This window comes from Rhizorhabdus dicambivorans (genome assembly GCF_002355275.1).
GTDB classification, from domain to species: Bacteria; Pseudomonadota; Alphaproteobacteria; order Sphingomonadales; family Sphingomonadaceae; genus Rhizorhabdus; species Rhizorhabdus dicambivorans.
This window is the reverse complement of record NZ_CP023449.1, coordinates 2,311,977-2,337,853: the sequence shown is the minus strand read 5'-3', so window position 1 is coordinate 2,337,853 and position 25,877 is coordinate 2,311,977. Positions and strand designations below refer to the sequence as shown.

27 protein-coding genes are annotated in these 25,877 nt (G+C 67.4%); 17 read left to right on the top strand and 10 right to left on the bottom strand.

The window, feature by feature from the left end:
- Positions 1-31: 31 nt before the first annotated feature.
- Together CMV14_RS11065 and CMV14_RS26730 are read right to left on the bottom strand one after the other, a co-directional pair.
- A complete protein-coding gene (locus tag CMV14_RS11065; RefSeq protein WP_066958957.1) occupies positions 32-1,846 on the bottom strand; it encodes a hypothetical protein in 1,815 nt (604 codons plus the stop codon).
- Positions 1,827-1,964 (bottom strand): hypothetical protein, encoded by a 138-nt coding sequence (locus tag CMV14_RS26730; RefSeq protein ID WP_176488931.1) that lies wholly within the window; start codon positions 1,962-1,964, stop codon positions 1,827-1,829. The genes CMV14_RS11065 and CMV14_RS26730 overlap by 20 nt, the downstream gene beginning before the upstream one ends.
- A 102-nt stretch (positions 1,965-2,066) precedes the next feature.
- On the opposite strand from CMV14_RS26730, the gene CMV14_RS11060 reads away from it, so the two are divergent.
- From CMV14_RS11060 to CMV14_RS11045, 4 genes are all read left to right on the top strand, one after another.
- Complete coding sequence (locus CMV14_RS11060) at positions 2,067-2,609, top strand: shikimate kinase (RefSeq protein WP_066959291.1); 543 nt, start codon at positions 2,067-2,069, stop codon at positions 2,607-2,609.
- Complete coding sequence (aroB, locus tag CMV14_RS11055; protein ID WP_066958956.1) at positions 2,606-3,706, top strand: 3-dehydroquinate synthase; 1,101 nt, start codon at positions 2,606-2,608, stop codon at positions 3,704-3,706. Before CMV14_RS11060 ends, aroB begins: the two co-directional genes overlap by 4 nt.
- A gap of 86 nt (positions 3,707-3,792) precedes the next feature.
- Complete coding sequence (locus CMV14_RS11050; protein WP_066958955.1) at positions 3,793-4,410, top strand: YqiJ family protein; 618 nt, start codon at positions 3,793-3,795, stop codon at positions 4,408-4,410.
- Positions 4,407-6,131: a flotillin family protein gene (locus CMV14_RS11045; RefSeq protein WP_066958954.1), complete on the top strand. Its 1,725-nt coding sequence runs from the start codon at positions 4,407-4,409 to the stop codon at positions 6,129-6,131. Before CMV14_RS11050 ends, CMV14_RS11045 begins: the two co-directional genes overlap by 4 nt.
- Before the next feature lie 6 nt (positions 6,132-6,137).
- Here CMV14_RS11045 and CMV14_RS11040 read toward each other — a convergent pair whose 3' ends face one another.
- The 6 genes from CMV14_RS11040 to mutM all read right to left on the bottom strand — a co-directional run bounded on the left by CMV14_RS11040 (position 6,138) and on the right by mutM (position 11,815).
- Complete coding sequence (locus CMV14_RS11040; RefSeq protein WP_066958953.1) at positions 6,138-6,491, bottom strand: DUF423 domain-containing protein; 354 nt, start codon at positions 6,489-6,491, stop codon at positions 6,138-6,140.
- Complete coding sequence (locus tag CMV14_RS11035) at positions 6,466-8,268, bottom strand: cation:proton antiporter domain-containing protein (protein WP_066958952.1); 1,803 nt, start codon at positions 8,266-8,268, stop codon at positions 6,466-6,468. Before CMV14_RS11035 ends, CMV14_RS11040 begins: the two co-directional genes overlap by 26 nt.
- The gene (locus tag CMV14_RS11030; RefSeq protein ID WP_083215639.1) at positions 8,265-8,711 is read right to left on the bottom strand and encodes an iron-sulfur cluster assembly scaffold protein; all 447 of its coding nucleotides are present in this window, start codon (positions 8,709-8,711) and stop codon (positions 8,265-8,267) included. Before CMV14_RS11030 ends, CMV14_RS11035 begins: the two co-directional genes overlap by 4 nt.
- Before the next feature lie 73 nt (positions 8,712-8,784).
- On the bottom strand, positions 8,785-10,197 hold the full coding sequence (dnaA, locus tag CMV14_RS11025; RefSeq protein WP_066958950.1) for a chromosomal replication initiator protein DnaA: 1,413 nt from the start codon (positions 10,195-10,197) through the stop codon (positions 8,785-8,787).
- A 433-nt stretch (positions 10,198-10,630) separates the two neighbouring features.
- Positions 10,631-10,894, bottom strand: a complete 264-nt coding sequence (gene rpsT / locus CMV14_RS11020; RefSeq protein WP_066958949.1) for a 30S ribosomal protein S20 — start codon at positions 10,892-10,894, stop codon at positions 10,631-10,633.
- Between the two features lie 108 nt (positions 10,895-11,002).
- Positions 11,003-11,815 carry a bifunctional DNA-formamidopyrimidine glycosylase/DNA-(apurinic or apyrimidinic site) lyase gene (gene mutM, locus CMV14_RS11015; RefSeq protein WP_066958948.1) on the bottom strand — a complete coding sequence of 271 codons (813 nt, stop codon included), beginning with the start codon at positions 11,813-11,815 and terminating at the stop codon, positions 11,003-11,005.
- A 158-nt stretch (positions 11,816-11,973) separates the two neighbouring features.
- Between mutM and CMV14_RS11010 the strand changes: the two genes are divergently transcribed.
- The 6 genes from CMV14_RS11010 (at position 11,974) to CMV14_RS10985 (ending at position 17,115) form a co-directional block, all read left to right on the top strand.
- Complete coding sequence (locus CMV14_RS11010; RefSeq protein ID WP_066958947.1) at positions 11,974-12,705, top strand: class I SAM-dependent methyltransferase; 732 nt, start codon at positions 11,974-11,976, stop codon at positions 12,703-12,705.
- Entirely contained in the window at positions 12,702-14,234 is a 1,533-nt protein-coding gene (gene ubiB / locus CMV14_RS11005; RefSeq protein WP_066958946.1) for a 2-polyprenylphenol 6-hydroxylase, read from the top strand. Before CMV14_RS11010 ends, ubiB begins: the two co-directional genes overlap by 4 nt.
- Positions 14,235-14,238: 4 nt before the next feature.
- On the top strand, positions 14,239-15,456 hold the full coding sequence (gene coaBC / locus CMV14_RS11000) for a bifunctional phosphopantothenoylcysteine decarboxylase/phosphopantothenate--cysteine ligase CoaBC (protein WP_066958945.1): 1,218 nt from the start codon (positions 14,239-14,241) through the stop codon (positions 15,454-15,456).
- Complete coding sequence (gene dut / locus CMV14_RS10995; protein WP_066958944.1) at positions 15,443-15,892, top strand: dUTP diphosphatase; 450 nt, start codon at positions 15,443-15,445, stop codon at positions 15,890-15,892. The genes coaBC and dut overlap by 14 nt, the downstream gene beginning before the upstream one ends.
- Before the next feature lie 123 nt (positions 15,893-16,015).
- Entirely contained in the window at positions 16,016-16,765 is a 750-nt protein-coding gene (locus tag CMV14_RS10990) for a HesA/MoeB/ThiF family protein (RefSeq protein WP_066958943.1), read from the top strand.
- Positions 16,753-17,115 (top strand): DsrE family protein, encoded by a 363-nt coding sequence (locus CMV14_RS10985; protein WP_066958942.1) that lies wholly within the window; start codon positions 16,753-16,755, stop codon positions 17,113-17,115. The genes CMV14_RS10990 and CMV14_RS10985 overlap by 13 nt, the downstream gene beginning before the upstream one ends.
- Positions 17,116-17,118: 3 nt before the next feature.
- On the opposite strand, the gene CMV14_RS10980 is transcribed toward CMV14_RS10985, so the two are convergent.
- Positions 17,119-17,388 (bottom strand): type II toxin-antitoxin system HicB family antitoxin, encoded by a 270-nt coding sequence (locus CMV14_RS10980; RefSeq protein ID WP_066958941.1) that lies wholly within the window; start codon positions 17,386-17,388, stop codon positions 17,119-17,121.
- Positions 17,389-17,616: 228 nt separating this feature from the next.
- Positions 17,617-18,714, bottom strand: coding sequence for an NAD(P)/FAD-dependent oxidoreductase (locus CMV14_RS10975; protein WP_066958940.1), 1,098 nt, complete (start codon positions 18,712-18,714; stop codon positions 17,617-17,619).
- A 48-nt stretch (positions 18,715-18,762) separates the two neighbouring features.
- On the opposite strand from CMV14_RS10975, the gene CMV14_RS10970 reads away from it, so the two are divergent.
- From CMV14_RS10970 to CMV14_RS10940, 7 genes are all read left to right on the top strand, one after another.
- On the top strand, positions 18,763-19,236 hold the full coding sequence (locus CMV14_RS10970; protein ID WP_066958939.1) for an A24 family peptidase: 474 nt from the start codon (positions 18,763-18,765) through the stop codon (positions 19,234-19,236).
- 68 nt (positions 19,237-19,304) lie between these two features.
- A complete protein-coding gene (gene cpaB, locus CMV14_RS10965; RefSeq protein WP_066958938.1) occupies positions 19,305-20,303 on the top strand; it encodes a Flp pilus assembly protein CpaB in 999 nt (332 codons plus the stop codon).
- A 2-nt stretch (positions 20,304-20,305) separates the two neighbouring features.
- Positions 20,306-21,925 carry a type II and III secretion system protein family protein gene (locus CMV14_RS10960; protein WP_066958937.1) on the top strand — a complete coding sequence of 540 codons (1,620 nt, stop codon included), beginning with the start codon at positions 20,306-20,308 and terminating at the stop codon, positions 21,923-21,925.
- A 13-nt stretch (positions 21,926-21,938) separates the two neighbouring features.
- A complete protein-coding gene (locus CMV14_RS10955) occupies positions 21,939-22,574 on the top strand; it encodes a CpaD family pilus assembly protein (protein ID WP_176488930.1) in 636 nt (211 codons plus the stop codon).
- A complete protein-coding gene (locus CMV14_RS10950) occupies positions 22,574-23,839 on the top strand; it encodes a pilus assembly protein CpaE (RefSeq protein WP_066958935.1) in 1,266 nt (421 codons plus the stop codon). The genes CMV14_RS10955 and CMV14_RS10950 overlap by 1 nt, the downstream gene beginning before the upstream one ends.
- 36 nt (positions 23,840-23,875) lie before the next feature.
- Positions 23,876-24,850 (top strand): type II secretion system F family protein, encoded by a 975-nt coding sequence (locus tag CMV14_RS10945; protein ID WP_066958934.1) that lies wholly within the window; start codon positions 23,876-23,878, stop codon positions 24,848-24,850.
- Between the two features lie 10 nt (positions 24,851-24,860).
- On the top strand, positions 24,861-25,853 hold the full coding sequence (locus tag CMV14_RS10940) for a type II secretion system F family protein (RefSeq protein WP_066958933.1): 993 nt from the start codon (positions 24,861-24,863) through the stop codon (positions 25,851-25,853).
- Positions 25,854-25,877: the final 24 nt, after the last annotated feature.

The window sequence follows — 25,877 nt, the reverse complement described above, 5'->3', positions numbered from 1 at the left end:
CGCATCGGGAGGATCTTCGGCGCTCTCTCCACTACAACCGCGACATCGCCTCGGCGGCGATCATGCGCGCATCGCCATCGAGGCCGACATCGTGAAGCGCGCGGATCATCGTCGCGAACATCGCCGAATTGACCCCCCCCCAGCCGGTTTTCTGCAACCCGGCCGCAACGAGCAGGGCGACCGTCGCCGGCTCCTTGCGATCGGCGGCCTGGAGCAGCAGCCGGCCCCAGTTGGAGCGGTTATCGAAGCCCACCCGATGATCCTGGAGCAACCGCATCTGATCCTCGGTCCTGAGCCGGTCGAGGCCCGCCAGTGCCGCCAGCAACAGCCGCAGCTTCTGCGGATTCGCCTCGCTCCAGCGATCGGCCACCGAAGCGAGCCGGTCGCCCGATAGATCGACCGAGACGGCGGGCGTGCCGACCGCCAGGATCGCCCAGGCGGCATCGCCCTTCTCGGCCGACATGCCCGCGACGACGGGCGCCCAGGCGGCAGCCTTACGATCGAGCCCGGCGGCCATCATCGATGCGATCAGTTCGGCCGCGTCGGCGGCGTGATCGGCGTCGGGAACGATCCGCGCGGCGGCCCGCGCGGTCAGGATCAGGCCGGCATAGCGATCGACCTTGCTTTTGTCGTCTAGCCCTTCGCCGGTCCAGAAGCCCCGCATCGTGGAGACCCGCGCACCATCGCCATCGGCGACATAGCACATGCGCAGCCGCCCGGCGGGCGTATCGCTGGTCAGATCGCTGTCATCGCCCGACTGGGCGTAGAGATCGACCAGCGCCGAGTTCGAGAAGACCCCGATCCGCGCGGCCGTCATCGCCGCTTCGAGACGCTCGGCGGGCGGCACCATCGGCGCCCGCGCGCTCCACGCGACCACCTGCGGGCCGACAGTGCCGTAGAGATCGGATGGAATGGTGAGGCCAAGCGCGCTGGCCATGCCGAACCGCCAGGCGGTGAGCTGGTTCACGCCGGTCCATTCGACGCTGACACTGCGCCGGCCAGCTCCGTTAACGCCCATCATCCGCTCGGCGAGCTGGACATCGATGCCCTGCGCATCGCGGGTGCGGCGGCGCGCCTGGTCCATCAGCACATCGGCGATCGCGGTGTCTCCCGACAGTGCCGCGCAGATCGCGCGTGCCATCGGCCAGATCGGCTCGCGGCTGCGGATCGATCCGCCATCAGCCAGCGGGCACAGCCCGGCGGCATCGGCGTTGGCGAGCGCGCTCTGCCCCGCCACCGCATAGAGCTTGGCGTTGAAACGATCGACGTCGACACCCTGGATCAGCATCCGGGCCCCGTCGGCTTCGCCCATGCGCAGCAGCAGCCATGCGCGCTCGGCAACCCAGTCGGGCGCCGAGACACTGGACGGCGTCGGCACACGGCTCAGCAACGCGCGGCGCAAGGTAATCGACGCCCAGCGGGAGGCGAGCGGCACATCCAGCCGGCGCATGAGCGTCGACAGGAAGCGGCCATCCTGATCGCCCCAGGCCGCCTTGCCGAAACCCGCGAAGGGCCCGACCTGATCGATCGAGCGGCGCGCCGAATCGGGCAACTCCTCCTGCGGCTCCGGCTCGGCCGGCGGCGCCGCCGCCGCGAAGATCGCCGGATCCAGCACCAGCGCGGGCGCTCCCGGCGCCGGTGCCGCGGGCCGAGGCGCCTGCGTAGCGGGCTGCGCCGGGGCGGGCGCCGCCTGTTGGGGACGGTTTGTGGGGCCGGGCTGCCCGAAGCCTTCGGGCAGCAGCGACTCCTGAGCGAGCGCGGCCGCCGCCGCGAGCAGCGCTACGCCGCCCGCCAGCGCCCAGGCGGTCTTCCTGCGCCCTACGGCGTTATTGCGCCTGGGCTTCATTCAGCATCGCCTTCTCGACGGTCACCGGCGGCTTCTCGGTATTGACGAAGCTCAAGCCGACCAGCGCCACGATGATGACGACGACGACACTCAACAGGATGAAGCTGAACCGCGACATGGATGTCCTTCGACTAGGTAATGGGCCCTGGCTCTCACGGGGCAGGTTGCAATGGACGCGCTTTTGCCCGAGGGGGCGCCCATGTGTATAGCCCTCGACGACATGCCGCAAAGCCTGCCCCCCAATCTACCCCGATTTGACCGGCCGCTGGTTCTGATCGGCCTGATGGGCGCGGGCAAGTCGACCATCGGCAAGCGTCTGGCAGCGCGCATCCACCTTCCCTTCGTCGACGCGGATGCCGAGATCGAGCGCGCGGCGGGGCTCAGCATCAGCGAGATTTTCGCGCGATTCGGCGAGAAGGAGTTCCGTGACGGCGAACGCCGCGTGATCGGCCGGCTGATCGACGGCCGGCCCAAGGTGATCGCCACCGGCGGTGGCGCCTTCATGCAGGAAGAGACCCGCCAGCTGATCCTGGATCGCGCGCTCGCCATCTGGCTCGACGCCGATATCGAAGTGCTGGCCGACCGGGTGAGCCGGCGCGAGGGCACTCGCCCCCTGCTCAAGGACCGCGACCCGCGCGAGGCGCTCACCGAGCTCGCTGCGGTCCGCAACCCCGTCTATGCGCTGGCCCCCGTCCACGTCCGCAGCCAGCCGCTGCCGCACGACGCGACCGTCGACGCGATCCTGAAGGCGCTGGCCGAATGAGCGTCCGGGTTTCGCTGGGGGATCGCAGCTACGACATCCATATCGAGAATGGCGCGCTCGACCGGGCCGGCGAACTGCTGGCACCCTATGCCGCGCGAGGCCGGTTCATCGTCGTCACTGACAGGAATATCGTTCCCAATCAGCTTTATAGGCTCGAAACCTCATTGACGACGGCAGGCATCGCCAGCGCCGTGGAGGTGCTGCCTCCCGGCGAGGCCACCAAGAGCTGGAAGATGCTCGAAAAGCTCACCGACGCGCTGCTCAACTATGGCGTGGAGCGCAACGACACCATCGTCGCGCTCGGCGGTGGCGTGATCGGCGATCTCGTCGGCTTCGCGGCTTCGATCCTCAAGCGCGGCTGCCGCTTCGTCCAGGTGCCGACCACGCTGCTCTCGCAGGTCGACAGCTCGGTGGGCGGCAAGACCGCGATCAACAGCAAGGCCGGCAAGAACCTGATCGGCGCCTTCTATCAGCCGTCCCATGTGCTGATCGACCCGACCACGCTCGACAGCCTGCCCCCGCGCGAGGTCCGCGCGGGCTATGCCGAGGTGATCAAATATGGCCTGATCGACGACGCGCCGTTCTTCCAGTGGTGCGAGGCGAATGGTGGCAAGCTGCTGGCCGGCGATCCCGACGCCCGAACCCACGCCATCACCGCCAGCGTCGCCGCCAAGGCCCGCATCGTCGGAGAGGATGAGCGCGAGACCAGCGGGCGCCGTGCCCTGCTCAACCTCGGCCACACCTTCGGCCATGCGCTGGAGGCCGAAACCGGCTTCTCGGATCGGCTGCTCCACGGCGAGGCGGTGGCCGCCGGCATGGCCCTCGCCTTCCGCTTCTCCACCGCGCAGGGCCTGTGCACCGCCGAAGAGGCGGCCCGAGTGACCGCCCACATCGCCGCCGCCGGCCTCCCCGCGACCCTGCACGCCGCCGGGATCGACGCGAGCGGGGCGAAGCTCGTGTCGCACATGCTGCACGACAAGAAGATGGAAGGTGGCCGCCTCCCCTTCCTGCTCGCGCGTGGCATCGGCCAGACCTTCCTCGAGAAGAATGTCGATCTGTCGGCGGTGGCAGCGTTCCTGGACAGCGACCGGGGCTGACTTTTCCTCCTAACCGATTCCGATCTTTCCCCTGATTTGACCTGCGGTAGGGCTGGGCTACGCTACGGCCCCTGGGGGGAGATTCGGTGCTGAGCTTTCTCGGAGCGGGTGAAAATCTGGCGTTCGTCATCGCGCTCGCGATCATGATGCTGATCGGGCTGGTCGAGGCTGTAGGCCTTGGCGGCAGCGCGATCGGCCATGACATGGACATCGATGGCGATGGGGGCTGGCTGAACTGGCTGGGCGTGGGCCAGCTCCCGCTGCTGATGTTGCTCGTCGTCTTCCTTGCCAGCTTCGGGCTGATCGGCCTGATCGGCCAGCAGGCGGTGCTGGGGATGACGGGCGCCCTGCTGCCCGGCTGGATAGCCATCCCCGCCGCGGGCGCCGCCGCCCTTCCCACAACCAGCCTGTCCGCGCGGCTGCTGGGACGGATCATACCGCGCGACGAGACGACCGCGATCGGGATCGACCAGCTCGTCGGCCTCCATGCCGAGATCATCGTCGGCACCGCCTCCCAGGGGTCTCCCGCCAAGGCCAGGGTCCGCGATTTCCACGGCCAGACTCATTATGTGATGGCCGAGCCCGACATGCCCGATGCCCGCTTCGCCGAAGGGGACGAGATATTGCTCGTCCGCCGCGAGGGCCATGTCTTCCGCGCCATTTCCAGCGACCGTCCCCCCTTCTCCAACTGGATAGACCGATGAGCAACCTGCCTGCGACCGTCCCGAGCGGCGGATTCCTCAATTCCCTGGGCAACATCTATGTGTTGGCGCCGGCCATCACTGTCGTCGCCCTGATGATCCTGGGCCTGATCCTCGCCCGGCTGTACCGGCGCGCGTCGAAGGAGATCGCCTTCGTGCGCACCGGCTTCGGCGGTGAGAAAGTGGTGATGAACGGCGGCGCGCTGGTGCTGCCGGTCTTTCATGAGACGATGCCAGTTAATATGAACACGGTACGGCTCGCCGTGGAACGCAAGAATGCCGATGCGCTGATCACGCTCGACAGGCTGCGCATCGACGTGAAGGCGGAATTCTACGTCCGCGTCCGCCCCGATCGCGAGGCGATCGCGATGGCCGCCCAGACGCTGGGCATGCGCACCATGCATTCGGAAAATCTGAAGGAGCTGGTGGAGGGCAAGTTCGTCGACGCGCTGCGCTCGGTCGCGGCAGGCATGACGATGAACCAGTTGCACGAGCAGCGCTCCGATTTCGTCCAGAAGGTGCAGCAGGTGTCTTCAGCCGATCTGGCGATGAACGGCTTGGAACTGGAATCGGTTTCGCTGACTGGACTTGACCAGACCTCGATCGAGCATTTCAACGCCAACAATGCGTTCGACGCCGAGGGCCTGACCAAGCTCACCGAGCAGATCGAACTGCGCAAGAAGGCCCGCAACGACATCGAACAGGATACCCGCGTCCAGATCGAAGCGAAGAATCTGGAGGCGCAGCGCCAGTCGTTCCTCATCTCGCGCGACAGCGAGTTCGCCCGGCTGGAGCAGGAGCGCGAGATCGAGATGCGCCGCGCCGAGCAATCCTCTGAGGTCGCCCGTCAGCAGGCGGAGCGCCAGCGCGAGGCCGAGCAGGCGCGCATCTCCGCCAAGCAGTTGACCGATGCCGCCCAGATCGAAGCGGATCGCGCGGTGCAGGAAGCGAAGATCGCCCAGCAGCAGGCCCTGGAGATCGCCCGGCAGGAGCAGCAGATCGCGGTCCAGAACAAGAGCCGCGAGGAAAGCCAGGCCAAGGCGGAAGCGGACAAGGCCCGCGCCGAGGCCGTCGCCGCCGAGGAACAGGTCGTCACCGCACGCGAAACCGAGGTCGCCGAGCGCGCCAAGCGGATCGAACTGATCCAGGCCGCCAAGGAGGCCGAGCGTCAGGCACTAGGGGTCAAGGTGGAGGCCGAGGCGGAAAAGCAGGCCGCCGCCGACCGCGCCGAGGCGCTGCGCGCCGCAGCAAAGGGCGAAGCCGAGGCCGAAAAGCTGCGCGCCGAAGCCGCGCGGGTCCGGTTCGAGGTGGAGGCTGCCGGCAAGCGCGCCGTCAACGAGGCCGCCAACCTCCTGTCATCCGAGAATATCTCGCTCCACGCCAAGCTCGAACTGCTCAAAGTGCTGCCCGACATCGTTCGGGAAGCCGCGAAGCCGATGGAGGCGATCGACTCGATCAGGATCGTCCAGGTCGACGGGATCACCGGCGCGGGGGGCGGCGGCGGAGAGATCGTGACGGCCGGCGGCGAGACCAACCTCGCCCAGTCGGCGGTGGCGGCGGCGCTGCGTTATCGCGCGCAGGCGCCGATCGTCGACGGGCTGATGAAGGAACTGGGCTTCGACGGGTCGACGCTGGATTCGCTGGTGGCAGGGGCCGTGGGCGAGAAGAAGCACCCCAAAGCGGTACAGCCGGAAACCGAGGCCCCGCCGACAAAGCCGGAATAAGCGGGGTCAGCGCCCCCGCAGATAGGCCACCGCGATCCACATCCAGCCGAGGATCATCGCCAGCCCGCCGAACGGGGTGACGGCGCCCAGCCATTTCGGGCCGCCCAGCGCCATCGCGTAGAGCGTGCCGGCGAAGATCGCCGCCCCGATCAGCAGCAGGCCGGCGGCGCCCCGGCCCTTCTGCAGGATCACCAGCCCCGCCACGGCGTGGATCATCTGATAATGCGCGCCGGTGGTCAGCCACTCGGCCGCCTTGCCAAAGGCACCATGCGCGCCATAGGCGCCCGCGATCACCGCGATCGCGCCCGACAGCGCCAGCAGCGCCGCCAGCGGATCACCGGTCGCCTTGCCGCGTGCCATCGTCTTTCTCCTCCTCATGGTGCAGATCCAGGCTGCGCTCATGGTTGAACATCATGTCGCGCCTGACAGTAAGGTCCCCCGTCTCGATCTGCGCTTCGAGCCGCAGTCCGTCGCGGCGGCGATATTCGGCCTCGATCGTCACGATATCGGCTTCGCCGACGCCCAATATCTCCAGCGCCTCGCGGCCCAGCAGCACCGCCGATTCGAACAGTTCGCGCACCGTCCCCGCCAGGTCGAGCCGCGACAGCACCATCATATGGCGCCGATCGAAGGCGCGCACGAGCACCGCCGCGTTGGGGAAGGCGTCGAGCACCGGCTGCAGCTGCTTCTTCCCCAACCCGTCGCCATTTATGCAGAACAGGATGGCACGCGCCTGATCGCCCCCCGCCTGGCGGAGCAGATCGACGCGCGTGCCGTCCCCATAATAGACGTTCAGATCGAAGCGGCGGCCGACATCGATCGTCTCGATATCGGTGTCGATCAGGCTGACCTTGACCCCGGCCGCCAGCAACATCTGCGACACCGTCTGGCCGAAGCGGCCGTAGCCGACGACGATCGCCGCGGGGCTCAGCGATCCATCCGGGCCGGGGCGCTCCTCCTTCGCCGGCGGCGGCGTGATGAAGCGGCGTGAGATCATCATCAGGAAGGGGGTGGTCGCCATCGACAGCGTCACGATCGCCCCGAACAGGCTTGCCGCCTCGGGCCGGATCAGCAGCGCCTCGCTTGCCTGCGAGAAGAGGACGAAGGCAAACTCGCCACCCTGGCTGAGCAGCAGGCCGAAGCCGAGGGCCGCGCGGTTCGGCACGCCGAACAGCCTGGCCACCCCGAACATCACCACCGCCTTGGTCGCGACCACGGCCAGCGCCATCGCGATGACGAACAGGGGCCGCTCGGCGATGACGTGCAGGTCCAGCATCATGCCGACCGCGATGAAGAACAGGCCGAGCAAAATCGTGCGGAACGGCTCGACATCGGCCTCGAGCTCATGCCGATAAGGCGAGTCGGCTAGCATCACCCCGGCCACGAAGGCGCCAAGCGCGGTCGAGAGGTGCAGCGCTTCCATCAGGGCGGCGCTGGCCAGCACGGTGAACAGGCCCGCGGCGACAAACAGTTCGCGCTCGCCCAGGTTGCCGACGAGGCGGAACAGCGGGTTGAGGATCAGGCGCCCGGCCAGGACAAGCCCGACCACCGCCGCGACGGTATAGATCGCCAGCAGCCAGCCCGGCGGCGTTCCCGGCGCGGGCGGGGTGCGCGACAGGGTGGCGATGATGGTGATCAGCGGGATCAGCGACAGATCCTGGAACAGCAGCACGGAGAAGGCACGTTCGCCCTGCGGCGTGTTGAGGCGGCCGGCGGATTGCAGCATCGGGAGAACCTGCGCGGTCGAGCTCAGCGCCAGCGGCAGACCGAGCGCGATCGCCGCCGCCGCGCTGAACGCCGTGGTACCGTAGATGACCGCGCTGATCGCTATCCCGCAGGCGGCGACCTGGACGAAACCAAGGCCGAAGATGTCGCGACGCAGCCGCCACAGCCGGTTGGGATTGAGTTCCAGCCCCACCAGGAACAGCAGCAGGACGATGCCGAGTTCGGCGATGCCGAGCTTCGATTCGGCGTCGCCGATCAGCGCCAGCCCCTGCGGCCCGATCAGCGCGCCCGCGACCAGATAACCGAGCGTGGCGCCGAGCCCGAGCCGGCGGAAGATCAGAACGAAGACGATCGCGGCGCCGAGCAGCAGCACGCCATCCCATAGCAGCAATGCTTCGGGCGCTTCGCTCATCGCACCGGTTCGGACAGCGCCTGCGCCGCAGCCTCCGCGACCGCCTCGAAGGCGAGCCGGATTGACGGATGACGCGCGGCGTGCGGCCGGGCCGGGCCGAAGATTTCCAGCCCCGGCCAGTCGCCGGGATCATCGCGGCCGCCGGCGAGGAACGCCGCGAGCGCGTCGCGGGCCGCCGCTAGCTCCCGCGGCGTACGACCGATCGCATGCTCTCCCATCAGTGCGGCGGAGGCCTGGCCGAGGGCGCAGGCGCGCACCTCCTGCCCCAGCTGCGCCACCCTGCCCTCGCCGTCCATCGTGACGTCGACGGTCACGCGACTGCCGCAGACCGGCGAGCGCTTCGACACGGTCGCCTGCGCCTGGGCGAGACGCTCCTGATGCGGGATGCTGGTGGCGAGGCGGAGAATCTGCGCGTTGTAGAGCGGGGCCGACATGGGGCTCATGTAGGGCGGATTGCGGCGTTGCGCGAGAGGCTTCGCCCATCCACATACGTCGCCCCGGCGGGCGACGATATGCTCAGCCTTCGAGCTGGCGGATCAGCAGCCTGACGTCGGCGTCCAGTTCGGCATCGGTCTGGCGCAGTTTCTCGATCTGCTTGACCGCGTGGATCACGGTGGTGTGGTCACGTCCGCCGAAACGCCGGCCGATTTCGGGCAGCGAGCGGGGGGTGAGCTGCTTGGCGAGATACATCGCCACCTGCCGGGGCCGGGCGACCTCGCGCGCGCGGCGCGCGCTCGACATCTCGGCCTGGCGGATGCGGTAATGATCGGAGACCTTGCGCTGGATTTCGTCGATCGTCACGCGGCGCTGGTTGGCGCGCAATATGTCGGCCAGGGTCGCCTGGGTGAAATCGATATCGACCGGCTTGCCCGACAGGGCCGCATAGGCGACGACGCGGTTGAGCGCGCCTTCCAGCTCACGGACATTGGCGCTGATCCGGCGGGCCAGGAACATCACCACATCCTGCGGTACCTGAGCCTGCGGCATGCCCTGCAGCTTGCGCATCAGGATGTTGAGCCGCAGCTCGAAGTCCGCCGGATTGACATCGGCGACGAGACCCCAGCTGAGGCGCGAGAGGATGCGACTTTCGATCCCGTCAAGGTCCTGGGGGCTGCGATCGGCGCTGATCACGAGGCGGCGGCCCGCCGAGATCAACTCGTTCATCGTGTGGAAGAATTCTTCCTGGGTCGATTCCTTGCCGGCGATGAACTGCACGTCGTCGATCATCAGCACGTCCGCCGCACGCAGCTTCTGCTTGAAACTGAACGTGTCCTTGGCGCGCATTGCCGAGACGAACTCGAACATGAACTTCTCGGCCGACATGTAGACGACCCGGGCGCCCGGATGGTTCGCCAGATATTCATGACCGATGGCATGCATCAGGTGGGTCTTGCCGAGACCCGTGCCGCCATGAAGGAACAGAGGGTTGAAGACGAGCTTGCCGCCCTCGGCCAGGGTGCGGGCGGCGTTGTAGGCCACCTCGTTCGCCTTGCCGACGACGAAGCTGTCGAAGGTGTACCGCGCCTCGAGCGGGGTGCCGCAGCGCGGCTCGACATCGGCCACGGGAGCAACTGCCTCGACCGGCGCCGCTTCCGCCCGCGCGGGTTCCGCGGCGGGGGAGAACATCGCGGGCCGCTCGGTGCCGCTCGCCGCAACGATCGCGACATGGCGAATCTGCGGCAGCAGCGCGCGCCAGCCCTGGAGCAGATGGTCGACGAAATGGGTGGTCGCCCAATTGGCCATGAACTCGCTGGGCGCGATCAGCTTCAGCGTGCCTGCGCCGAGGTCGCAATCGCCGAGCGTCAGCGGCTTGAGCCAGCCGTCGAAGGTGCGGACCCCGATGCTCCGGCGGAGCCCGGCGCGAATCGTCTCCCAGGCCTGGGCGAGAGCCACATCGATACCCCCGTTGATGGAGGTGCCGTCGCTCATCCCTGCCCCGCCCAAGTTGTCAGACACGCCGCTTCCTTCCCGAGCAGACGCTGTCCGCTCCCCCGAATATCAACCATGTGAGGGCAAAGCCCTCCCCCTTCCGGGAACCGCTATTCCCGGAGCGCCCATTGTAAAGTCGTCATGATGCCGGTTGCGACAGAATCGCGCACCGACCGTGAAGCGCACTCTATGGAGAAGCCGCGACGGGGATCAAGACCATCAATTTCGTCATCGAGCCGCAATATGGGGTTGACAGGCGGTAAGCCGGCCCTCCGGTAGGAAAAAATAATTTTCCTTTATTTTTCAGAACTTTGAAACGTTTGTTGACAACGAATCAAGTTAAATCCGACAGTTACGGTTCCATGACGCGGACATGACAAAAGGCCCGCCGGCAACCAAGCCGGCGGGCCTTTTGTCATGCAATCCGTTGCGGTCAGCCCAGCGCGGCGAGGCGCTTGGTGAGACGCGAGAATTTGCGCGCGACGGTGTTCTTGTGGAGCACGCCCTTCGAGACGCCCCGGTACATCTCCGGCTGGGCGGCAGCGAGCGCGGTGGCAGCGGCGGTCTTGTCGCCAGCGGCAAGCGCGGCTTCCACCTTCTTCACGAAGGTGCGGATCCGGCTGACCCGTGCACCGTTGATCTCGGCGCGACGGTCGTTGCGACGGATGCGCTTCTTTGCCTGCGGCGTATTCGCCATGCTCGTTCAAACCCTAGCTAGATGACAGGAACGGCGCGGACATCATGCCCCCGCCGGGAAGGCGGCCCAATACACAGCGGGGGGCCTTGGGTCAACCGTGAAAAGCCCCTATTTCTGGCACTTCGCGCAGTAGAAGGTGGAACGGCCACCATCCACCCGGCGCAGCACCGGCGCCCCGCAGCGGCAGGCCTCGCCCTCTCGGCCATAGACCAGCCATTGCTTGGCGAAATAACCCAGCTCCCCGTCTGGCCGCGCATAGTCGCGCAGCGTCGATCCCCCCGCCTCGATCGCCGCGCCCAACACCTCCCGGATCGATTCGACCAGCCGGTCGAGCCGCTTGCGCGCGATGCGCCCGGCCGGGGTCGGCGGCGCGATCCCGGTCATGTGGAGCGCCTCGCACACATAGATATTGCCGAGACCGGCGACGATGCGCTGGTCGAGTAGCATCGCCTTGATCGGGGCGGCGCGGCCCTCCAACGCGCCCGCCAGATAGGCGCCGGTCAGCCCGGGCCCCAGCGGCTCGGGCCCGAGCGCCTTGAAGGGCGCGAAATCGGGCAGTTCATCCTTGCGAACCAGATCGACCGAACCGAAGCGGCGCGGGTCGCACAGCGCCAGCGTCCGCCCCGCATCGGTCTCCAGCACCAGATGATCGTGCATGCCGATCTCGGACGGATCGATCCGCCAGCGGCCGGACATGCCGAGATGGAAGATCATCACGTCGCCGCGATCGGTTTCGATCAGCCCATATTTGGCGCGGCGGCCCAGGCCGGTGACGGTGGCGCCCGTCATCCGCTGGCGCAGATCCACGGGGAACGGCCGGCGCAGATCGGCCCGGCGCGTCTCTACCCGCTTCAGGCGATGGCCCAGCAATGGCGTCTCCAGGCCACGGACGGTGGTTTCTACTTCAGGAAGCTCGGGCATCGGACACTCGACCAAGAGAGATCGTCGCCCCGGCGGAGGCCGGGGCCGCCACTCTCCTCGATACGCCAAGCCTTTGGCGGCCCCGGCCTCCGCCGGGGCGACGCGGACAGGTTAGGTTGGGTTTGCGGCGGGGACAACCTCCCGCTAGAGCGACCCGCATGAGCGATACCGTATCCTTCGGCTATACCGACGTCTCCCCAGAGGAGAAGACCGCCAAGGTGGGCGAGGTCTTCCGCAACGTCGCGAGCCGCTACGACCTGATGAACGATGCCATGTCGGGCGGCATGCACCGCCTGTGGAAGGACCGCTTCGTGCGCCGGGTGAGGCCCCGCGCCGGCGAAGCGATCCTCGACATGGCCGGCGGCACCGGCGACATCGCCTTCCGGCTGGCCCGCTCCGGCGCACAGGTGACGGTATCGGACATCAACGCCGCTATGCTCGAAGTCGGCAAGGAGCGCGCCGCGAAGAAGCACGTCGAGGGGCTCGCCTGGTCCGAGCAGAATGCCGAGGCGCTAAGCTTCGCCGACCGGAGCTTCGACGCCTATACGATCGCCTTCGGCATCCGCAACGTCACCCACCGCCAGCAGGCGCTGGCCGAGGCGCATCGCGTTCTGAAGCGCGGCGGCCGCTTCTTCTGCCTGGAATTCTCCACGACGCTGTGGCCTGGCTTCAAGGAAGCCTATGACGTCTATTCCCATCGGCTGGTGCCGAAACTCGGCAAGTTGCTGGCCGGCGACGAGGAAAGCTATCGCTACCTGATCGAATCGATCCGCCGCTTTCCGACAATGGAGGCGTTCCGCGCCGAAATCGCCGCCGCCGGCTTCGTCCAGGCCAAGGTCGAACCGATGCTGGGCGGGCTCGTCGCCATTCATAGCGGCTGGAAGATTTGACCCCAAGCTTCGTCCATCTGTGGCGGCTGGCCCGCTGGGGCCGCACGCTTGCCCGTCACGGCGCGCTGCGCGGGATCGAGCGCGACGTCCTGACCCCGCCGACGATCCGTCGGTTCGTCCGCCTGCTCCGTTTCGGCGCGCGCCTGCCGGATCAGCCCGCCTATGCCGATGCATTCGAGGCGCTGGGTCCGGCGGCGATTAAGCTGGGCCAGGCGCTGGCGACCCGACCAGACCTCGTCGGCGAACAGGCGGCAGCCGAACTGTTCCGGCTCCAGGACGCCCTGCCCCCCGCCCCCTTCCCCGCCATCCGCGCCACCATCGAGCAGAGTCTCGAAAAGCCGATCGGCGAGATTTTCGCGTCGATCGAGGAGGAGCCGGTCGGCGCGGCCTCGGTCGCGCAGGTGCATCGGGCGGTGACGACCGATGGCAGGACCGTCGCGGTCAAGGTGCTGCGCCCCGGCATCGAGGAGGAACTGGCCCGCGCGATAGAGACCTATGAATGGGCCGCCGCCCATGCCGAACTGATGGGCGGCGAACTGTCCCGGCTGCGCCCGCGCCTTGTCATCGCCACCTTCAAGCAGTGGACCGCGCGCGAACTGGACCTGCGGCGCGAGGCCGCCTCGGCGTCCGAACTGGCCGAGAACATGGCCGCCGTCCCCGGCTTCGTCGTCCCCGCGATCGACTGGTCGCGCACCGCCCGCCGGGTGATGACGATGGAGTGGATCGACGGCGTCAAGATGGCCGACCGCGCGGCGATCGCCGAAGCCGGCCACGACAGCAAGGCGCTGGCCGCATTGCTCGTCCAGGCCTTCCTGCGTCAGGCGATCGCCGATGGCTTCTTCCACGCCGATCTCCACCAGGGCAATCTCTTCGCGCTGCCCGATGGCCGGATCGCCGCGATCGATTTCGGCATCATGGGCCGGATCGACCGGCGCGCCCGCCTCTGGCTGGCCGAAATCCTGCACGGCCTGATCACCGGCAATTACCGGCGCGTCGCCGAAATCCATTTCGAGGCGGGCTATGTGCCGCCGCACCATAATCTGGGCGAGTTCACCACCGCCCTGCGCGCCGTGGGCGAGCCGATCCGGGGGCTGCCCGCTAAGGACATCTCGATCGGCCAGATGCTCGACGGCCTGTTCGCCATCACCCGCGACTTCGACATGCAAACCCAGCCGCACCTGCTGCTGCTCCAGAAGACGATGGTGATGGTCGAAGGCGTCGCCGCTGGTCTCAATCCCGATCTCAACATGTGGGAGACATCGGGCCCGTTCGTGAAGGAATGGCTGCGTTCCGAACTCGGACCCGAGGCATGGCTGGCCGACCGCATCGTCGATGACCTGCGCACCATCGCCCGCCTCCCCGATCTGGTCCGTCGCATCGAGGCCCAGTTCCCCGCCCCCGGCGCAGCCCCGCCCCCGCCCCCACTACCCGAAGTGGCGCTGATCCGGATCAATTCGGGCTGGCGCTACGCGGCGGTCGCGGTGCTTGCCGCTGCGGCTGGCATCGCGGCGGCACTGCTCCTAAACTGACCCCATGATCGCGCCTCGCATATTGCTGATCGTCGGCGGTGGCATCGCCGCCTACAAGGCGTGCGAGCTGGTGCGGCTGATCCGCAAGGGCGGCGGCAGCGTGCGCTGCGTGCTGACCGAGGGCGCCCAGCATTTCGTGACGCCAATGAGCCTCGCCGCGCTCAGCGAGCAGGAGGTCCACACCAGCCTGTGGGACCTCAAGAACGAGACCGAGATGGGCCATATCCAGCTCAGCCGCGAGGCCGATCTGGTGGTGGTCTGCCCCGCGACAGCCGACCTCATGGCGAAGATGGCCGTCGGCATCGCCGACGACCTCGCCACCACGCTGCTGCTCGCCACCGACAAGCCGGTGCTGGCGGTGCCGGCGATGAACGTCCGCATGTGGCTCCACGCCGCGACCCAGCGCAATGTCGCGACCCTGCGGGCGGACGGGGTGACGGTGCTCGATCCCGATGACGGGGCGATGGCCTGCGGCGAGTTCGGCCCCGGGCGCCTGCCCGAGCCGCCCTTCATCTGGGGCGAGATCGAGAAGCTGCTCGACCGGCCCCGCGTCATACCCGCGCCCGGCATCAAGGGCGGCGCGTTGGCGGGGCGGCATGTGCTGGTGACGGCGGGGCCCACCCATGAGCCGATCGATCCGGTCCGCTACATCGCCAACCGCTCCTCGGGCAAGCAGGGCTATGCGATCGCCGGGGCGCTGGCGGCGCTCGGCGCGCGGGTGACGCTAGTGTCCGGGCCGGTCAGCCTCGCCACGCCCGCCGGCGTCCACCGCATCGACGTCGAGAGCGCCCGCGAGATGGCGGCGGCGGTCGATGCCGCCTTGCCCGCCGATGTCGCGGTGATGGTCGCGGCGGTGGCCGACTGGCGCGCCGATACGGCCGCCGGGCAGAAGATCAAGAAGGATGGATCGGGCGCCCCGCCGACACTGGCGCTTGCCGAGAATCCGGACATCCTCGCCGGCTTGGCGCAGAACGCCCGCCGCCCGCGCCTGCTGATCGGTTTCGCCGCCGAGACCGAGAAGGTCGTCGACCACGCCGTCGCCAAGCGCGCCCGCAAGGATGCCGACTGGATTGTCGCCAATGACGTCTCGGGCGACGTGATGGGCGGGGACAGCAACAGCATCCATATCGTCACCCGCGACGGGGTCGAAAGCTGGGAAACCATGCCCAAGGCCGACGTCGCCCACCGCCTCGCCGCAAGGATCGCCGATGAGTTCGCCTGAGCTTGCCATTCGTCTGAAGCGACTCGATCATGGTGCCGGCCTCCCCCTTCCCGCCTATGCGACCGCCCACGCCGCCGGCATGGACGTGGTCGCGGCCGAGGACGTGACCCTGATGCCGGGCGCGCGCCACGCGGTGGCGACGGGCTTCGCGATCGCGATCCCCGAGGGCTATGAGGTGCAGGTGCGCCCGCGTTCGGGGCTTGCGCTGAAGAATGGCATCACCTGCCTCAACACCCCCGGCACGATCGATGCCGATTATCGCGGCGAGGTGAAGGTGATCCTCGCCAATCTCGGCTCCGAGCCGTTCGAGGTGAAACGCGGCGAGCGCATCGCCCAGCTCGTTCCCGCCGCCGTCCAGCGCGCCGCCTTCGCCGAGGTGGAGGAACTGGACGAGACGGTGCGTGGGTCAGGTGGCTTCGGCTCGACGGGGCGATGATTTTCAACGTCACCCCAGCGAAGGCTGGGGTCCATGTCTCTCCCCTTCCCAGTGGCATCTGAGAAGGAAGCAGACATGGATGCCAGCCTTCGCTGACATGACGATCTAGGATAGAATGCGGGCATGTCGCTTACGGATCAGCAGCTCGATCGCTATGCCCGCCACATCATCCTGAAGGAGATCGGTGGCGCGGGGCAGCAGGCGCTGCTCGGCGCCACGGTGGCGGTGATCGGCGCTGGCGGGATCGGATCGCCCGCGATCCAGTATCTGGCGGCAGCGGGCGTCGGCCGGCTTCGCGTGATCGACGACGACGTCGTCGACCTTTCCAACCTCCAGCGCCAGACCCTGTTCGGCACCGCCGATATCGGCCGCCCCAAGGCCGAGGTCGCAGCCGAGCGGGTGGCCGCAATGAATCCGGACGTGGCGGTCGAGCCGGTGACGGTGCGGATCGATGCCGATACCGCCGACCAGCTGCTCGAGGGCGCCAATCTGATCCTGGACGGCTGCGATAATTTCGGGACGCGCCTGGCCATTTCCGATTCATCGCTACGGCTGCGCCTTCCGCTCGTCTCGGCGGCGGTCGGCCAGTTCGACGGGCAATTGGGCGTGTGGCGCGGCTGGGAGGCGGACAAGCCCTGCTATCGCTGCCTCGTCGGCGACGATCCCGGCCAGGCCGATATCAGCTGCGCCGATCAGGGCGTGCTCGGCGCGCTGACCGGGGTGATGGGCAGCCTCGGCGCGATGGAGGCGATCCGCGCGCTGACCGGCTATGGCGACGATCCCGCCGGCCGGCTTCTGCTGGTCGACGCGCTTGCCTTCCGCTTCCGGACGATCAGCGTTCCCAAGGATCCCGGCTGCCTATGCGTGGCCTGACCATTCTCGTCGCGACCGGCGATGCCGAGCGTCTCCACACCGCGCTGGGCTTTGCCGCCGCGACCGCCGCGACGGGAGCAAGGATACGCCTGCATCTCCACGAGGGCGCCGTGGCCCTGCTCGCGGCACCGCTGAGCGCGCCCAACGACCCGGCCCGGCACAAGGCGGGACTGCCCAAGCTGGGGGAATTGTGGGAGGAAGCCCTGGGGCTCGGCGTGGCGATCAGCCTGTGCCAGAGCGGGCTGGCTCTGCACGACCTCGATCTGGAGAAGCTCGACCCGCGCCTGGAGGCTCAGGGTCCGGTGTCGGTGATGACGGGCCTCGGCGACGACAGGCTGGTAGCCTTCTAGGACTTAGGGCAGCGGCGCGGTGATATAGGCGACATAGCGATCCGCGTCGCGATCCTGCTGCTCGACGACCGATGGCACAGGAAGCCTCCGCCCATAACGGCCCAGGGTCGCGACATGCTCATGAAGCGCCTCGCCGGCATTGATCTCGGCCTCGACCGCCGAGGCGCCATAGGCGCGACAACCGGGAATATCAACGAAATCCGCCTGGTAGAAGTCACCCTCGCGCCGCACCAGCGCGGGGTAGAGTTCCAGCCCTTTGAGATAGATCCCCATTGCACAAACCCCCGACTCGATCTGCCCGAAAGCCCCCTCCTCCTATGGCTGCCCTACCCGGAATCCATGACAGGTATATTGCGTAAGACCTTCGTATAATTGACGGAATTATCTCGATTTTATGCGGAAGGGACGATGGATGCCTTTACGAAACCGTAACGGCTTCGACCTTTGTCCAATCTTCCCGGCGATGCTCGGAGCCGAGCGTCGCGCAGCGCTTTTTTGCCGTCAGCCAAACCGGCGCGGCGCATAACGGTCAATATCGATCGTCTCGGCCGGCGCGGACCGGCCAAGCAATAGCGCCGCCGCGATGCTTGCCGCCGCGGGCGCGGTCTGGATACCGAAACCGCCCTGCCCGGCGCACCAGAAGAAACCCGGTGCCCGCACGTCGAAGCCATAGACGGGCGCGCGGTCGGGCGCGAAGCTGCGCAGGCCGGCCCAGGCGCGCTCGCGGCGGACGATCCGCCAGTCGACGACGCGCTCTAACCTGTCGATCGCGACGGCGATGTCGATTTCCTCCGGCGCTGCGTCGCACGGCGGAGTCGGCGCCTCGTCATGCGGCGACAGCCATATCCGCCCGCCCGCTTCGGGCTTGAAGTAAAAGCGCTGCTCAGCATCCATCACCAGCGGCAGGTCTGCCAGGGCGGCCGGATCGACCTGCAACTGGACCATGGTGCGTCGAAAGGGCGCGATGCCGATCGGCCGCACGCCCGCCATGGCAGCCACCTGATCGGCCCAGGCTCCGGCGGCGTCGACGATGATCGTCGCCCGCACCTCACCGTCCCGCGTCGCGATCCGCCACCGCCCGTCCTCGCGCGTGATGGCCTCGACACGGGCATCCGCCAGCAGCATCGCACCAGCTTGTCTGGCGCGGGAGAGATAATGAGCGTGCAGCCCGGCCACGTCGATATCGCGGCAGCTCGGCTCGGCAAGCCCCCCCGCCAGCCCGGAACGCAGGCCGGGAATACGGGCATCCAATTGCTGCGGTGTCAGCGGATCCAGGTGGACCTTGCTCCCCAGTTCCGCCTTCAGGCGATCGAGCGCCGCCAGCCCGGTGGGCCTGGCCAGGTACACCGCCTCGCGCGCGCCGAGGAAGCCGTGCGCCTCCAGAAAAGCGAAGGAGGCGCTTGTCAGCGGCTGCACCGCCGGCCCGCCATAGGTCTCCTGCCAGAAGGCTGCGGAGCGGCCCGTGCTGTGGTAGCCCGGCTGCGCCTCCCCCTCGATCAGCACCACCCGCGCGGCATCGCCGATCTCGGCGGCGAGGCTGGCGCCCGCCATGCCGGCACCGACGATCGCGATGTCCGCAATGGTGATCGTTTCGTTCATGGGACGCATTTAGGAATTGGTAAGAGCCGCCCTCTAGCCTGCTTAACCATGTCTATTCAACTTCCGGACCTTTTCGGCATTTTGCTGGCGGTTTTGCTGCTCATGGCGGCATGGACCGATATCAGGACGCGGACCATCTCGAACGAGCTGAATGCGGCGATCGCGCTGCTGGCGGTGGCCTTCTGGTGGGTTGCCGGAGAAGCGCTCTGGCCCGATATCGCGGTCCGCATCGGCATTGCCCTGCTGCTGTTCGCGGTCTTCGCCGGCCTGTTCATGCTCAAGATGATGGGCGGCGGCGACGTCAAGATGATCGCGGCGCTGGCCCTCTGGCTCCCCTTCCAGGCGCTGATGGTGATGCTCATCGTCATGGCGCTAGCCGGCGGGGCCATCACCGTCTTCCTGCTGATTCGCCAGCGCTGGCGCCCGAACGCCGAGCGGCCGGAGGTGCCCTATGGCGTCGCCATCGCGATCGGCGGGCTGTGGGTCATCGCAAACGGCTTGTTAACCACGTCTGTTGCATAGCGGCGCGAGGGGTTCCCCGTGAACCTCCCGGCTTTTGCGCCCCTGTCGGGCGAGATTGGGTCTGATCGATGGATGCGAGGAAATTGCTGCTGCTGATCATGGCGCTGGTGATGGCGGGCATCTCCGCCGTCGTCTTCCGCAACATGTTCGGCGGGAATAGCGAGGCCGAGGCGGCGCCGGTAGCCGCCGCCGCTCCTCAGCCGACCGGCCCCGAAGTCGCGGTGGCGATCCGTCCCCTCCCCGTCGGCACGATCATCGGCCCCGAAAGCTTCCGCTATCAGCGCTGGCCGGCCGAACTGGTCAGCAAGACCTATTTCATCAAGGGCGAGGGCGATCTCACCCAGCTCAACGGCTCCGTTGTCCGCTATGCGATCACGGCCGGCGCGCCGGTGACCCAGGGCGCGCTGGTCAAGCCCGGCGACCGCGGCTTCCTTGCCGCCGCGCTCGGGCCGGGCATGCGCGCCGTCACCATCTCGGTTTCGGCCCAGTCGGGCGTCGCCGGCTTCGTCTTCCCGGGCGACCGGGTGGACCTGATGCTGACCCAGGAGGTGCCAGGCGGCGGCGATGGCGCCCCGCTCAAGGCCGCCGAGACGATCATCCGCAACCTGCGCGTCCTCGCCGCCGACCAGCGCACCGACAAGACCGTCGATGAGGAAGGCAAGACCGTCGTCGCCGGCACCTCGAACGTCACGCTGGAAGCCACGCCGAAGATCGCCGAGAAGATCGCGGTCGCGCAGACCATCGGCCAGCTTTCGCTGGCGCTGCGCTCGATCGCCGAGGACCGGGCCGAGTTGGAGGAGCGCATCGCCAATGGCGACGTGAAGCTCCCCGCCGATGCCGATCCCAAGGCCGAGCGGCAGATGCTGCTCGAGATTACCTCGCGCCCGATCGACAGCAACCCGACCTACACCGTCGGCGCGGACGTATCGCGTTTTCAACGGTCGAGCGTGCCCGCCAAGCCGGCGAGCACCGCCCCCACCGGGCCGGTCGCCGAGGCCCCCAAGGGCCCGGTCATCCGGATCATGCGCGGCGGATCGACCACCTCCAGCACGATTGGGGCGAAGTGAGTATGCGTAAGCGCAACCGGCGGCAACGCGTCCGGACCCTGTTCACGACCGCACTGCTCGCGGCCGTCGCCTTCGCCCCGGTCGGCGGCGCGGCGAGCGCGGCGCCGTCGCGCGTCAACGGGGTCCGCACCGCCACGATCGGCAAACCCACCGAAACGACCACCCTGTCGATCGGCGAGGGGCAGATGATCGCCCTCCCTGCGGCAATGACCGACCTTTTCGTCGCCGACGACAAGGTCGCGGACGTCCAGGTCCGCTCGGCCAGCCAGCTCTATCTCTTCGGCAAGGGCGCGGGCGAGACCGCCGTCTATGCCACCGACAAGAGCGGCAAGGTCATCTGGTCCTCGATCGTCCGCGTCGGCAGCAACATCACCAGCGTCGACACGATGCTCAAGCTTGCCATGCCCGAGGCCGCGATCACCGCGACGACGATGAACGGCATCGTCCTGCTGACCGGCACCGTGGCGGCGCCGAGCGACATCGAGGAAGCGCAGAAGCTGGTCGAGCAGTTCACCGGCAAGGACGTACAGGTCGTCAACCGGCTGCGGTCGGCGGTGCCCCTGCAGGTCAACCTGCAGGTCAAGATCGCCGAGGTCAGCCGCGAGTTCGCCAAGTCGGTCGGCGTCAACCTGCTCAACCGGGATACGACCGGCGGCTTTCTGTTCGGCATCGCCCAAGGCCGCAACTTCGGTACGATCGGCAATGCTGACTATTCTGCCTTTCCGAAGATCGACGCGTCTGGACGCCTCCCCGTTCCCGCCGGCACGATGCTTCCGTACAATGTCGCGACCGACCAGTTCCTGCTGCCGCCGGGCACGCAATATGATCTGAAGAACCTGGGCCAGGGCAAGGGCACGTCGCTGGCGCTGATGGGCAAGATCTTCGGCCTGGACCTTGCCGCCGCGATCGATCTGGCGGAGGCCGACGGCCTCGTCACCACCCTCGCCCAGCCCAACCTGACCGCGATCTCGGGTGAGACCGCGAGCTTTCTGGCGGGCGGCGAGATTCCGATCCCCCTGGCGCAGGGCCTGGGCGCCGTCTCGGTCGAATTCAAGCAATATGGCGTCAGCCTGTCCTTCACCCCCACGGTGCTGAGCGACGGCCGCATCTCGATCCGCGTGCGCCCGGAAGTGTCGCAGCTTACCGATGCGGGCTCAGTGAAGCTCAACGGCTTCACCATCCCCGGCATCACCACCCGCCGTGCAGAGACGACCGTCGAGCTCGGCTCCGGCCAGGCCTTCATGATCGGCGGGCTGCTGTCGAACGGGCAGAACAGCAATGTCGACAAGGCCCCCTTCCTCGCCGATCTGCCCGTGCTGGGCGCGCTGTTCCGTTCGAACGGCTTCAAGCGCAACGAGACCGAGCTGATGATCGTCGTCACCCCCTATCTGGTGAAGCCGGTCTCGCCGCAGCAGATCGCGCTGCCGACCGCCGGCCTCAAGAGCGCGACCGATGCCGAACGGCTGATCGCTGGCCAGACCTTCATGGGCAAGTCGGGCGAGCAGAGCCCGACCCCAGTCCCCGCGCCGCCGAAGACGGTGCCCGCGGGAGACCGCGTATCGAAGGCCGCACCAGCCAAGGGCAAGGGCGCCGTGCCCGATGCCGGCTTCGCCCTGAACTGAGCTGGAGGACATGATGAACCGCAATTCCGTCCTCTCTGGCCTCCTCGCCCTCGCCGCCCTCGCACTGCCGCTCTCGGCGGCCCCGGCCGGCCGCTACAATCGCGGCGTCGAATCGGTCCACCAGCCGGTCGTCCAGCGTCATGACTATGTGCTCGACGTGTCCGGCAGCGGGCTCGATCCCGTCGCCTCGACGCGGGTCCGTCAGTGGTTCGACGCGATCGGGCTCGACTATGGTGATCGCATCAGCGTCGACATGAGCGCGGGCGGCACCGGATCGAATCGCGACATCGCCGCGATCGTCGGCGACTACGGCCTGTTCCTCAGCGACGGGGCCCCCGTCACCGAAGGGGCGATCGCCATCGGGCAGGTCCGCATCGTCGTTAGCCGCTCGACCGCCAGCGTGCCCGGCTGCCCCGATTACAGCCAGTTGTCGCAGCCCAATTTCACCGGCGCTTCGTCATCAAACTATGGCTGCGGGATCAATTCGACCTTGGCTGCGATGGTGGCCAATCCCGAAGATCTTGTGCGCGGCCAGCGCGCCCAGGGCTCGAGCGCCGACACCGCCGCCAAGGCGATCCGGGTGTGGCGCAACGCCAATCCGACCTCCACCAACGGGCTGAAGGTCGAATCCACCAAGGGAGGCAATTGATGAACGCTCCCTTCAATCCCAAGGGCCAGCAGACCCGCAATCCGTTCGCCGCCTTCGTCTGCGACGATGCCAGCGTTGAACTGCTGAAGCCGCTGGTGTTCGAGCTGGGCTGGCCAGTCGAGGCCGTGGTCAAGAGTGGGCTGCGCGGGGCGGTCCAGTCGCTTTCGGTCTCGGCGAGCCCGACGATCCTGCTGATCGACCTGTCCGAATCGACTGATCCGCTCAACGACGTCAACGCGCTGGCCGAAGTGTGCGAGCCGGGGACGATCGTGATTGCGGCCGGCGCGGTCAACGATGTCCGGCTCTACCGCGAACTGCTGAACAGCGGCATCCAGGATTATCTGCTCAAGCCCTTCACCGCCGATCAGGTCCGCGATGCGCTGGCCCAGGCGCAGATGATGCTGATGGGCCCGCGCCACGGCGTGCTGGCCGAGGACGCGATCCACATGATGACCGCGGTGATCGGCGTTCGCGGCGGGGTCGGCGCATCGACCGTCGCCAGCTCGCTCGCCTGGCTGATGGGCGAGAATGGCGGCCACAGCACCGCCCTGCTCGACCTTGACGTCCATTTCGGCACCGGTGCCCTGTCGCTCGACCTGGAGCCGGGCCGTGGCCTGACCGACGCGATCGACAATCCGGCGCGCATCGACGGGCTGTTCCTGGAGCGCGCCTTGGTCAAGGCGAACGACAAGCTTTCGGTGCTGTCGGCCGAGGCGCCGATCAACCACCCGATCATCACCGATGGCGGCGCCTATTTCCAGCTGCAGGAGGAGATGAAGGGCGCCTTCGAATGCACCGTCGTCGATGTGCCGCGCGGGATGATGGTGCAGCATCCGCACCTGTTCCATGATGTCCAGTCGGTGGTGCTGGTGGTCGAACTGACCCTGGCGGCGACCCGCGACACGATCCGCATCCTCGCCTGGCTGAAGAACAATGCGCCGCAGGCCGGCGTGCTGATCGTCGCCAACCGCGTCCATCCGAGCCTGACCGAGATCAGCCGCAAGGATTTCGAGAACTCGATCGAGCGCGAGATCGATTTCATGCTGCCCTATGATCACAAGCAGGCGGTGAACGCCGCCAAGCTGGGCAAGCCCATCGCCGAGGCGGGCAAGACCTCCAAGCTCGGCCAGGGCCTGGCTTCGATCGCCGAGAAGCTGCTCTCGCTGGTTCATGACGATCCCACCGCCGACGGCAAGAAGAAGGGCTCGCTGCTCGACGAGCTGGCCGCCATCTTCCAGCCCAAGTCCAAGATCGCGAAGAAGTGAGCCCCGGCAGGTGAACGGCCGGGGGCGCCCCTTCCCATGCTGACGATGCTCTTCATGATGGTCATGGCCGCATTCATGACCATGTTCTTCTTCGTGGCCGCCGGTCCTCCCGCGCAGCGCGCCTTCACCAAGCGGCTCGCCGGCGTGCGCGGCCGCTACAATGTCAGCGGCGAACCTGCGGTCAGCGACCAGGTCCGCAAGCTGCTCGCCAGCCGCGCCACCCTGGCGAAGCGCGAGGAAACCGCGTTCAGCCGCTTCCTGCCCGATCCGGTCGAGATTACCCGCAAGATCGAGGCGGCCGGCAAGAAGTGGACCGTCCGGCAGTATTTCATCGGCATGGGCATCACCTTCGCGGTGCCCTTCCTGATCCTGCCGATCCTCGGCCTGCCGCTGTGGATGGCGCTGATCGTCGCCACTGCCGCGGCGCTTGCCCTGCCCCGCCTGTTCCTCAACTTCATGGGCAAGCGCCGCATCGCCCAGTTCGTGGCCCGCTTTCCCGACGCGATCGAACTGCTGGTCCGGGGCCTGCGGGCCGGCCTGCCGATTGCCGAGACGATGAGCGCCATCGCTTCCGAGATCGAAGGCCCGGTGGGCAGCGAATTTCAGGCGGTCAGCGACCGGATGAGGATCGGCCGCACGCTGGAGGCTGCGCTGCAGGAAACCGCCGACCGGCTGGGCACCGCCGAGTTCCAGTTCTTCGTCATCACCCTGGCGATCCAGCGGGAGACCGGCGGCAACCTTGCCGAAACGCTGTCCAACCTGTCGGACGTGCTGCGCAAGCGCATGCAGATGAAGCTCAAGATTTCGGCCATGTCGTCGGAATCCAAGGCCTCGGCCTACATCATCGGCGCGCTGCCCTTCGTGGTGTTCGGACTGATCAGCTTCATCAGCCCCACCTATATGGCGGGTTTCTTCAGCGACCAGCGGCTGATGATCGCGGGCATGGGCGGGCTGATCTGGATGTCGATCGGCGCCTACATCATGCGCCAGATGATCAATTTCGAGATCTGAGGAGGACGCGATGGAACATGCCGTCACGCCCCAGTTCTTCAGCACCCTGCTGTCGATCGGTATCGCGCTCGCCACCGCGATCGTCATGCTGATCGTCGGCCACAGCGTCGTGAAGTCGGTGGCCCGCGATCCCATGGCGCGCCGCGTGCGCGCGCTCAACGATCGTCGCGAGCAGCTCAAGGCCGGCGTCGCCGCCTCCAAGACGCGCCGCCGCGCGAAGATGGAGAAGAAGGCCAGCATCTCGGTCGACAGGATGAAGGCGATCCTCGGCAGCATGAAGATGCTGCAGGATAGCCAGCTCAAGGCCGCCTCGCTGAATCTCGCCCGCGCCGGCATCCGCACCAAGGACGCGGCGATTACGGTGATCTTCTTCCGGCTGGTCGCGCCAATCATGATCGGCGGAACCGCCGCGATCGGCGTCTATCTGCTCAACTGGTTTCCCGATGCGAGCGCCTTCAAGAAATACATGATCGTCGCCGGCGCCCTGATCGCCAGCTACAAGGCGCCCGACATCTATGTGAAGAACCTCATCACCAAGCGGCAGACCGCGATCCGCAAGGCCCTGCCCGACGCGCTGGACCTGCTGGTGATCTGCGCGGAGGCGGGCCTGTCGGTCGATCTCGCCTTCAACCGCGTCGCCCGCGAACTGGCCAAGGCCTATCCCGAACTGGGCGATGAATTCGCGCTCACCGCGATCGAACTGGGCTTCCTGACCGACCGGCGCCAGGCCTTCGAGAATCTCGCCCAGCGGGTGAACCTCGATTCCATCCGGGGCGTCGTCACGACGATGATCCAGACCGAGAAATACGGAACGCCGCTCGCCGCCGCGTTGCGCGTGCTTTCGGCGGAGTTCCGCCACGACCGGATGATGCGCGCCGAGGAAAAGGCCGCGCGGCTGCCCGCGATCATGACCGTGCCATTGATAATGTTCATCCTGCCAGTACTGTTCATCGTGATCCTGGGGCCCGCGGCCTGCTCGATCAGTGACAATGTGATGCGCTGATAAGCGGATTTCCGTACCAGCCAC

Coding starts and splice junctions, on each gene's coding strand:
- CMV14_RS10990 (WP_066958943.1), top strand. CDS start 16,016: ATGTCGCTTACGGATCAGCAGCTCGATCGCTATGCCCGCCACATCATC.
- CMV14_RS10970 (WP_066958939.1), top strand. CDS start 18,763: ATGTCTATTCAACTTCCGGACCTTTTCGGCATTTTGCTGGCGGTTTTG.
- coaBC (WP_066958945.1), top strand. CDS start 14,239: ATGATCGCGCCTCGCATATTGCTGATCGTCGGCGGTGGCATCGCCGCC.
- CMV14_RS10950 (WP_066958935.1), top strand. CDS start 22,574: ATGAACGCTCCCTTCAATCCCAAGGGCCAGCAGACCCGCAATCCGTTC.
- CMV14_RS11060 (WP_066959291.1), top strand. CDS start 2,067: ATGCCGCAAAGCCTGCCCCCCAATCTACCCCGATTTGACCGGCCGCTG.
- cpaB (WP_066958938.1), top strand. CDS start 19,305: ATGGATGCGAGGAAATTGCTGCTGCTGATCATGGCGCTGGTGATGGCG.
- CMV14_RS10980 (WP_066958941.1), bottom strand. CDS start 17,388: ATGGGGATCTATCTCAAAGGGCTGGAACTCTACCCCGCGCTGGTGCGG.
- CMV14_RS10940 (WP_066958933.1), top strand. CDS start 24,861: ATGGAACATGCCGTCACGCCCCAGTTCTTCAGCACCCTGCTGTCGATC.
- CMV14_RS11035 (WP_066958952.1), bottom strand. CDS start 8,268: ATGAGCGAAGCGCCCGAAGCATTGCTGCTATGGGATGGCGTGCTGCTG.
- CMV14_RS11010 (WP_066958947.1), top strand. CDS start 11,974: ATGAGCGATACCGTATCCTTCGGCTATACCGACGTCTCCCCAGAGGAG.
- dut (WP_066958944.1), top strand. CDS start 15,443: ATGAGTTCGCCTGAGCTTGCCATTCGTCTGAAGCGACTCGATCATGGT.
- dnaA (WP_066958950.1), bottom strand. CDS start 10,197: ATGAGCGACGGCACCTCCATCAACGGGGGTATCGATGTGGCTCTCGCC.
- CMV14_RS26730 (WP_176488931.1), bottom strand. CDS start 1,964: ATGTCGCGGTTCAGCTTCATCCTGTTGAGTGTCGTCGTCGTCATCATC.
- CMV14_RS11040 (WP_066958953.1), bottom strand. CDS start 6,491: ATGGCACGCGGCAAGGCGACCGGTGATCCGCTGGCGGCGCTGCTGGCG.
- aroB (WP_066958956.1), top strand. CDS start 2,606: ATGAGCGTCCGGGTTTCGCTGGGGGATCGCAGCTACGACATCCATATC.
- CMV14_RS11065 (WP_066958957.1), bottom strand. CDS start 1,846: ATGAAGCCCAGGCGCAATAACGCCGTAGGGCGCAGGAAGACCGCCTGG.
- CMV14_RS11045 (WP_066958954.1), top strand. CDS start 4,407: ATGAGCAACCTGCCTGCGACCGTCCCGAGCGGCGGATTCCTCAATTCC.
- CMV14_RS10955 (WP_176488930.1), top strand. CDS start 21,939: ATGAACCGCAATTCCGTCCTCTCTGGCCTCCTCGCCCTCGCCGCCCTC.
- CMV14_RS10945 (WP_066958934.1), top strand. CDS start 23,876: ATGCTGACGATGCTCTTCATGATGGTCATGGCCGCATTCATGACCATG.
- rpsT (WP_066958949.1), bottom strand. CDS start 10,894: ATGGCGAATACGCCGCAGGCAAAGAAGCGCATCCGTCGCAACGACCGT.
- CMV14_RS10975 (WP_066958940.1), bottom strand. CDS start 18,714: ATGAACGAAACGATCACCATTGCGGACATCGCGATCGTCGGTGCCGGC.
- CMV14_RS10985 (WP_066958942.1), top strand. CDS start 16,753: ATGCGTGGCCTGACCATTCTCGTCGCGACCGGCGATGCCGAGCGTCTC.
- mutM (WP_066958948.1), bottom strand. CDS start 11,815: ATGCCCGAGCTTCCTGAAGTAGAAACCACCGTCCGTGGCCTGGAGACG.
- CMV14_RS10960 (WP_066958937.1), top strand. CDS start 20,306: ATGCGTAAGCGCAACCGGCGGCAACGCGTCCGGACCCTGTTCACGACC.
- CMV14_RS11030 (WP_083215639.1), bottom strand. CDS start 8,711: ATGAGCCCCATGTCGGCCCCGCTCTACAACGCGCAGATTCTCCGCCTC.